This is a genomic window from Blastocatellia bacterium, assembly GCA_025054955.1.
GTDB lineage: Bacteria > Acidobacteriota > Blastocatellia > HR10 > J050 > JANWZE01.
The window spans coordinates 26,451-32,998 of record JANWZE010000071.1 but is presented as its reverse complement, the minus strand read 5'-3'; the positions used below and the strand labels follow the sequence as shown (position 1 = coordinate 32,998).

Below are 6,548 nucleotides of genomic sequence, written 5' to 3'. Positions count from 1 at the left end.
TCTCCGTGAGGGAATTTCCATGGGAATCGCTTATATGCTGAGGCACGCCAGGAACGACGAAAATGTTGTTTTCAAGGGAATCGCTCATGAGCTCCATGCTCGCTACGAACCATGAGAATGGAGCACAGGCAGGAATGGCACAGAGCAGGAACGCCTGTGCCACATTTGTGCCATATTCTCAAGAGTCGCAATCCTGCATGCAGTGGGGCGTCCTATTCAATGTTGGTCGCCAACGCTGATTGAACCAAACTCAAAATTTGACCAGGCTTGATTTTTACCCCGCTCAACGGCTATCATTGGCGCTTCAATGATCTCCTTGTGAGATTGTTGAAAAGCTTAGGAGTTTGGAGAGTGGGCTGCGGCCCACTTTTTTGTTAGACCGAATGTCGTCATATCTGGTTGAACGCATCACTGCCGTTGTCGAGCCGGTTGTGGTCGGCGAGGGCTATGAATTGGTCCATGTCGAATTGGTCGGTCCAGCACACCGTCAAGTGCTGCGGTTGTACATTGACAAGCCTGGAGGCGTGACGATTGATGATTGCGCCGCGGTTAGTCAATACATCAGCCCGCTCCTGGATGTGGAAGACCTGATTCCTACGCGGTATGTGTTGGAAGTCAGTTCACCAGGGCTGGAGCGAGGCTTGTACAAACCCGCTGATTATCAGCGATTCGCTGGACGAGAGGCCAAAATCCAAACAACCGAAGAGGTGGAAGGCCGTCGCAACTTTCATGGGCAGCTTCTGGGTATTGAAGGTGACATCGTCACCATTGCCGAACAGGAGCTGGGCCATGAAGTCGCAATTCCCTATTCCATGATTCGCAAAGCGCATCTGGTTTTTCAATGGGGAAAAGGCAAGTCGTAATATTCAAGGCACACCCGGCGAGGCGCTGACCGCCGCACATGGGCGCGAGCGGCGAGCAGAGACGAGCCGACGGGAGGCAGGGAGAGGAATTGTTATGGCTGTGAATTTAAGCCCGATTGCACAGAATATCGAATTGCTCAGTCGTGAGAAGAATATTGACCCGCAAACCATCATTGACGCCATCACCGAAGCTGTGCTGAGGGCTTATCAGAAACAATTTCGCCATCTGGGTGAGGACATCACGGTGCGGTACAACGCTGACACAGGACAGATTGAAATCTTCGCCCAGATGACCGTCGTCGAAGAGGTCACTGACCCGGCGCGAGAAATCAGCCTGGCCGAAGCCAACGAGCTGGCTGAGGGCGCCGAGCCGGGCGACATCCTGGAAATCCAGCGTCCGTTTGAAGGCATCGGCCGCATTGCCGTGCACGCAGCCAAGCAACTGATCACCCAAAAAATGCGTGAGGCCGAGCGAAACCTGGTGTATGAACAATATATTAACCAAGTCGGCAAGTTGGTTAACGGTTACGTCAAACGGTTTGAGAAACGCGGCGACATCATCGTTGATTTGGGTTCGGTTGAAGCGTTGCTGCCCCGCTCGGAGCAATCAAAGGCGGAAAAATTTTCACTCAACGAGCGGATTCGCGCCGTCATCATTCGTGTGACACGCGACGTGAAAGAGACCTACGGACAACAGATCATATTGTCGCGCACCTGTCCTGAGCTGCTGATGCAATTGTTCGAGATGGAAGTGCCGGAGATTTATGACCGCACCGTGCTGATCAAAGGGGCGGTGCGCGAGCCGGGCGAACGCGCCAAGCTGGCAGTCGTCTCAACCGACCGCGATATTGATCCAGTGGGCGCCTGTGTCGGCATGAAAGGCAGCCGCGTTCAAGCAGTCATTCGTGAATTGCACGGCGAGAAAATAGACATCATCGAATGGTCAGAGAATCCGGCGATCTTTGCCGCCAATGCCTTGAGCCCAGCCAAAGTCAACAAAGTTCAAATTGTTGACCAAGCGAACCGGCGGCTGGAAGTCATTGTCGCCGACGATCAACAATCGCTGGCCATCGGCAAGCTCGGTCAGAATGTTCGATTGGCTGCCAAATTGGTCGGCTGGAACATTGACATTCGCAGTGAATCGGATGTGAAACGTGACGTGGTGAGCCAAATGGCTCAGCTCATTGCGCCCAGTCAGGTGAGCATCACGGCGGCAGAAGAACAACTGGGCGCTGACATGGTGCGCAAGCTCTCAGCCCACGGCTATCAGACCGTAGAGCAAGTGGCTCGGGCGACGGCTGATGACCTGGCCCAATCGCTGGACATCAGCTTAGATCAAGCTTCAGAACTCATCGAGCAAGCGCAACTGTTGATGTCGCGCTACCAGCCGAGTGAGGTAACGGCGCCAGCGCAGCCGGTTAGCACAACCGGCGAGGTTACCGTCACCGCAGCGCCGCCAGCGGAAGCAACCGCGTCGGAGCTGGCTGGAGCCGAGCTAACGTCCCTGGTGATGTCAAACGAGCCGGAAGCGCTGCACGAGTCATCAAGCTGACGGTAAGAACATAAGGATACCAATGGGAAAGATTAGAGTTTACGAACTGGCCAAGCAACTCCATTTGGAGCCAAAGCGGGTGATCGAAGATGCCCACCGCCTAGGCATTAATGTCAGCTTGCCAGCCAACACGCTGACCGAACAAGAGGCTGACCTGATTCGCTCGAAGTACCACGCCAAGAAAGATGACTCCCAAAAGCCGAAGGTCGTACTGAAGAAGAAGACTAAAGAAGTCGAAGAGATGGTCAGCACAACGCCCGTCGTGAGTCAGCCTGTGCCGCCTCCATCGCCGCCGCCGGCAGAAGCTGTGCCGCTGACCCAAGCGGGCGAAGCAGCCACTGCGGCGGAGGAGCCGAAAGCCCCCGTCGAACCGGCCAAGGAGCTGCCCACCTTCAAGACAATTCCACTTGAAAAGAAGCCTCTGGAAAAGGAGGAGGAAGTTCCGCCGCCGCCACCACCACTGATTGAGGAGCCGCCGACGGTAGGCGGTATTAAGGTGACGCGCCTGGGACCGGTACCGGCGCCGACTCCACCAAGAGTCCCCGTCTCCGGAAGTATGACGACCGGAGTCGTAGAAGCGCCCATTTCACCACCGCCGGTGGAGCCGCCCGCCAGCACGGTCATCAGAGTGCTGAAGCCAGCGCCAGCCGCTCCTGAGCCAGCTCCGGTGCCAGCCGGCGCACCGCCAATAGACCAGGTTTATGTGCCCCCACGCGATGATCGTCGCCGCCGGCGGCGAACGCTGCGTCAGCCGGTCAAGAAGCGGGTCATCACAGAAGAACGACCGCCTGAGATTCCGGTCATCACCGAGCCACCGCGCCCAGCAGAACTGAAGCATGTCAAACTGATGGAAGGCATGTCGGTCAAGGAATTCTCCGAAAAACTGGGCTTGCGCTCGCGCGATGTGCAACGCAAATTGATGGAACGCGGTGTGATTGCCTCCATCAATCATCCGCTGGACGCAGCGACAGCTATTGAGCTAGGCCGCGAATTTGGCTTCACCGTTCAGATTGCCTCATTCGAGGAATTGGTCGAAGAAGCCATTCTGGAGAAAATGATCAAATCCGGCGAAGAAGAGGTGTTGGTGAAACGAGCGCCTGTGGTCACGGTGATGGGGCACGTGGATCATGGCAAAACGAGTCTGCTTGATGCCATTCGGCAAACAGCGGTGGCCGAATCGGAAGCTGGCGGCATCACCCAACACATCGGCGCCTATACGGTTCAAGTTCCGAATCCAGATAATCCTGCTGAGAAACGCGACATTGTCTTTTTGGACACACCGGGTCACGAAGCCTTCACGATGATGCGCGCGCGGGGGGCCAAAGTGACTGACATCGTTGTGCTGGTCGTCGCAGCCGACGATGGCGTCATGCCGCAGACCATCGAAGCGATTGAGCACGCGCAGGCAGCCGGCGTGCCGATCATCGTCGCGATTAACAAAATTGATAAGCCTGAAGCCAATGCCGAGCGGGTCAAGCGGGAACTTTCCGAGCGCGGTCTGGTCTGGGATGGGTGGGGCGGCGATACCGTCATGGTGGAAGTCTCAGCGAAAAAGCGGATCAACCTCGATGGATTGCTGGAGATGATTCTGCTGACGGCCGACCTGTTAGACCTGAAAGCCAATCCGGCGCGTAATGCCATGGGCACTGTGCTGGAAAGCAAGCTAGACCGCGGGCGTGGCCCCGTCGCCACCATTTTGGTTGAGCAAGGCACACTGAAAATTGGCGACCTCTTTGTTGTTGGCTCAACGTCTGGACGGGTGCGTGCCATGTTTGATCATCGCGGTCAACCGCTGACATCGGCCCCGCCCAGCACGCCGGTGGAGATCATCGGCCTGGAGGCTGTGCCGGAAGCGGGTGATAAGCTGGTGGTGGTGGATGATCCGAATCTTGCCCATCGCATTAGTTCGCTGCGGCAGACGGCTCAACGACAAGCCCGCGTCGCTCAGGCTGCAATCACATCGCTGGAACAGTTGCACGAACGCATGAGTCGTGGTGAATTGCGCGAATTGCAACTCATCCTCAAGGCCGATGTGCAAGGCTCATTGGAGGCGTTACGGGCTACGTTGGAGAAATTGTCCAGTCCGAAAGTGCGTGTCCGGGTGATTCGCAGCGGCGTTGGCGCCATCACTGAATCCGACGTCTTACTGGCCGCCGCCGCTAACAAATCGTCACAAACAGCAGCCGCGCACGACCATTCACAAACGGCTGTCATCATCGGCTTCAACGTCCGTCCGCAACCACGTGCTTTGGAACTGGCGCGACAAGAGAATGTAGACATTCGCTTCCACTCGATCATTTACAAAGTGGAAGAAGAGATTCGTAACGCGATGCTAGGATTGCTGGAACCGGTGGAGAAAGAGGTGCGACTGGGTCAGGCCGAGGTACGCCAGGTCTTTCATGTGGCCAAGGTCGGCAGCGTTGCCGGCTGCATGGTCACTGCTGGCGTCATCCGCCGCAAGGCAAACGTCCGACTGCTGCGTGATAATGTGGTGGTTTATGAAGGCACCATTCAATCGTTACGACGATTTAAGGACGATGTCAACGAAGTTCGCGAAGGGTTTGAATGCGGCATTGCCCTGGAAAACTATGGCGACCTGAAACCCGGTGACATCATTGAAGCGTTCACCTTGGAAAAGGTGGCGCAGACGCTCTAAGCCGATTGATCGGAGGCGAAAGCAAGGAGAGTGGCGTGACGACCAAACCGTTTCGACCCGCACGGATAGCCGAGCTGCTCCGCGAGGAGATCAGCGAGATCATCACCTACGAATTGAATGACCGGCGCATCCGGCCGGTGACGATCACTCACGTCAAAGTCAGTTCGGACATGCGTCACGCGCGGGTTTACGTGAGCTTGCTGGGGTCACGACAAGAGATTGACGAAACCATCCGCCAGCTCAATCATGCAGCCGGCTTCATTCGCTCACAGTTATATCCGCGTCTCACCATGCGCTTCATCCCGCAACTGACTTTTCACTTTGACGATTCGCTTGAAAAAGCCGAACGATTGGAGAAACTATTCGCAGAACTGGACAATTCCCGTCAGCAGTGAGGCGGCTATGTTGAGTGAAGTTGTTGAATTCATCGAGCGGCATCATCAATTCGCCATCACGTCACACGTTCGGCCTGACGGCGATAGCATCGGTTCGTCACTGGCGCTGATGTGGATGCTGGAAGCAATGAATAAACAGGCGGAGATTGTGATCCGTGACGAGATTCCAAAATCCTATCGGGAACTGCCCGGCGCGCACCGCATTCGCCAGATTGGGCAATTCGATCGTCCACGCCAATATGATGGCGTGTTCGTCATCGAGTGCAGCGACATTGATCGGCCTGGACTGCCGGGACTCGAACAGCAGTTCACCATCAACATTGATCATCATGTGACGACTGTGCGATTTGGTTGCATTAACTGGATTGACACAACTGCCTCGGCGGTCGGCGAGATGATCTACAATCTGTGCAAAGCAATGGGGGTGCGCGTCACGCCAGAGATTGCCACCTGCGCCTATGCGGCCTTATTGACTGACACCGGTTCGTTTCACTATCCCAATACCACTGATCGCACGCTCAAGGTGGCCAGCGAGCTAGTCAAGCTGGGCGCTAACCCGGCTCGCGTGGCCCGCGCCATCTATTACTCGCAACCGTTTAGCAAACTCAAACTCCTGGGTCTCGCTTTAAGTTCGCTCACCCGTGACCAGACGGGTCGCATTGCCTGCTTGGCCATCACGCACCAGATGATGACAGAGGCGCAAGCCACAGAAGAAGACGCTGAAGGTATTGTGACCTATCCGTTGAGCGCAGCCGATATTGACATCGTCGTCTCCTTGCGCGAAACACAACCGGGTGTTTATCGCGCGTCATTGCGTTCAAAGGACTCCGTCAATGTCGCCCGCGTGGCCGATCATTTCGGCGGTGGCGGCCATCGCAATGCAGCCGGTTGTACGTTGAATGGAGAATTGACTCAGATCAAGCACGCGCTCCTGGCCAAGCTTCAAGAAGCCCTTGAGCAAAGTGGGAACGGCGCCGGCAACTGCGATGACCAACGCAACCAAGGCTCCCCGTCAGCGTCCAGTTGATGACTGAGAACTTATGGCTGACGATCCATTGACCCGCGTCGAGGCGCCCCAGACG

Annotated in this window: 5 protein-coding genes; all 5 read left to right on the top strand. The window is 56.1% G+C overall.

The window, feature by feature from the left end; genetic code table 11:
- The first annotated feature begins 383 nt into the window (after positions 1-383).
- The 5 genes from NZ823_09995 (at position 384) to NZ823_09975 (ending at position 6,493) form a co-directional block, all read left to right on the top strand.
- On the top strand, positions 384-863 hold the full coding sequence (locus tag NZ823_09995; protein MCS6805456.1) for a ribosome maturation factor RimP: 480 nt from the start codon (positions 384-386) through the stop codon (positions 861-863).
- Between the two features lie 94 nt (positions 864-957).
- Entirely contained in the window at positions 958-2,415 is a 1,458-nt protein-coding gene (nusA, locus tag NZ823_09990; protein MCS6805455.1) for a transcription termination factor NusA, read from the top strand.
- A 22-nt stretch (positions 2,416-2,437) separates the two neighbouring features.
- Positions 2,438-5,071 (top strand): translation initiation factor IF-2, encoded by a 2,634-nt coding sequence (gene infB / locus NZ823_09985; protein MCS6805454.1) that lies wholly within the window; start codon positions 2,438-2,440, stop codon positions 5,069-5,071.
- 35 nt (positions 5,072-5,106) lie between these two features.
- A complete protein-coding gene (gene rbfA / locus NZ823_09980; GenBank protein MCS6805453.1) occupies positions 5,107-5,466 on the top strand; it encodes a 30S ribosome-binding factor RbfA in 360 nt (119 codons plus the stop codon).
- Positions 5,467-5,473: 7 nt separating this feature from the next.
- Positions 5,474-6,493, top strand: coding sequence for a bifunctional oligoribonuclease/PAP phosphatase NrnA (locus tag NZ823_09975; GenBank protein ID MCS6805452.1), 1,020 nt, complete (start codon positions 5,474-5,476; stop codon positions 6,491-6,493).
- Positions 6,494-6,548: the final 55 nt, after the last annotated feature.

Bases quoted from the DNA above. Each gene is read 5' to 3' on its own strand.
- nusA (MCS6805455.1), top strand. From the start codon at position 958: ATGGCTGTGAATTTAAGCCCGATTGCACAGAATATCGAATTGCTCAGT.
- NZ823_09995 (MCS6805456.1), top strand. From the start codon at position 384: ATGTCGTCATATCTGGTTGAACGCATCACTGCCGTTGTCGAGCCGGTT.
- NZ823_09975 (MCS6805452.1), top strand. From the start codon at position 5,474: ATGTTGAGTGAAGTTGTTGAATTCATCGAGCGGCATCATCAATTCGCC.
- infB (MCS6805454.1), top strand. From the start codon at position 2,438: ATGGGAAAGATTAGAGTTTACGAACTGGCCAAGCAACTCCATTTGGAG.